Origin of the sequence: Acinetobacter sp. YH12200 (genome assembly GCF_013418175.1) — a bacterium.
GTDB lineage: Bacteria > Pseudomonadota > Gammaproteobacteria > Pseudomonadales > Moraxellaceae > Acinetobacter > Acinetobacter pseudolwoffii.
Genome location: NZ_VPCO01000072.1, coordinates 1 through 1,168 on the forward strand (window position 1 = coordinate 1; position 1,168 = coordinate 1,168).

Consider the following 1,168-nt stretch of genomic DNA (forward strand, 5'->3'; position numbering starts at 1 on the left):
TACGTTGTCGGCAGCGGGCCAAAAAGGAATACGTCCATGCCCATCGAGGTGAAACCGGCTGTGAGCGCGGGTTCAAGCATATAGCCCGACAGGCGCGTATCCTTGCCGATCACGACACGATGGCGGTGGTCACCGCGACGAAAGACACGGCCAGCCGCCATGCCGACGCGCAAGGCGGTTTCCGCCGTCATCGCGCCTTCGTTGGCTTTGCCACGAATACCGTCTGTGCCGAAATATTTGCGCACCATAAGGTCGATTATCCTGTCGTCGGGTCGCCCTCAAAGGGGACATGCCTGCTGAACCGCGAATATAGAGAAATATCCCGAATGTGCAGTTAACGAATTCTTGCGGTTTCTTTCAGCGCCGCCAATACCGCCAGCCCGTCGCGCAAGGGGCGCGGCTCGTGTGTGCGGATGAAGTCAGCTCCACCTGCGGCGGCGGCAAGCTCTGCAGCGAGTGTCGCGGCCCCGACATCCCCCGGACCACGGCCTGTGAGCGCGCGCAGAAAGGATTTGCGCGAAACAGACAGAAGCACCGGCAAATCGAAGCGCAGCCGCAATTCATCGAACCGCGCCAGCACCGAGAGCGAGGTTTCGGGAGCAGCCCCCAGAAAAAACCCCATGCCGGGATCAAGGACAAGGCGGTTGCGTTTGATACCGGCACCCGTCAGCGCCGCGATGCGCGCGTCAAAGAACGCCGCAATGTGATCCATGATGTCGCCAGCGGGTGCCTCGCGCCGATCTGCCTGCCCGTCTTGCACCGAATGCATAACGACGAGTTTGGCAGATGATTTCGCCAATTGCGGATAGAACGCAGCGTCTGGAAAACCGCGAATATCATTGAGATAGGCCACACCACGCGACAAGGCATAGGCTTGCGTCGCGGGTTGATAACTGTCGAGCGAGACGGGAATGCCATCTGCCTTGAGCGCGTCCAGCACCGGCGCGATACGCGCGATTTCTGTGTCGGACGAAACAGGCGCGGCGTCGGGATTGCTGGATGCCGGACCGAGGTCGATCACATCTGCCCCCTCGGCCATCAGCTTACGCGCCTGCGCAATGGCTGCGTCTGGCGCCAGATACCGGCCTCCATCGGAGAAACTGTCCGAGGTTATGTTGACGATGCCGAAAATGATGAGCGATTTATTCATGGGGGCTTCTATAATAAT

The 1,168-nt window shown here is 59.8% G+C and carries 1 protein-coding gene and 1 pseudogene; both read right to left on the bottom strand.

All coding sequences use genetic code 11. The features are described from left to right. A pseudogene (gene glmM, locus FTU90_RS15930) lies at positions 1 to 248 on the bottom strand (phosphoglucosamine mutase); the annotation flags it as partial. Positions 249 to 334: 86 nt separating this feature from the next. After that, on the bottom strand, positions 335 to 1,150 hold the full coding sequence (gene sul2, locus FTU90_RS15935) for a sulfonamide-resistant dihydropteroate synthase Sul2 (protein WP_001043260.1): 816 nt from the start codon (positions 1,148 to 1,150) through the stop codon (positions 335 to 337). Positions 1,151 to 1,168: the final 18 nt, after the last annotated feature.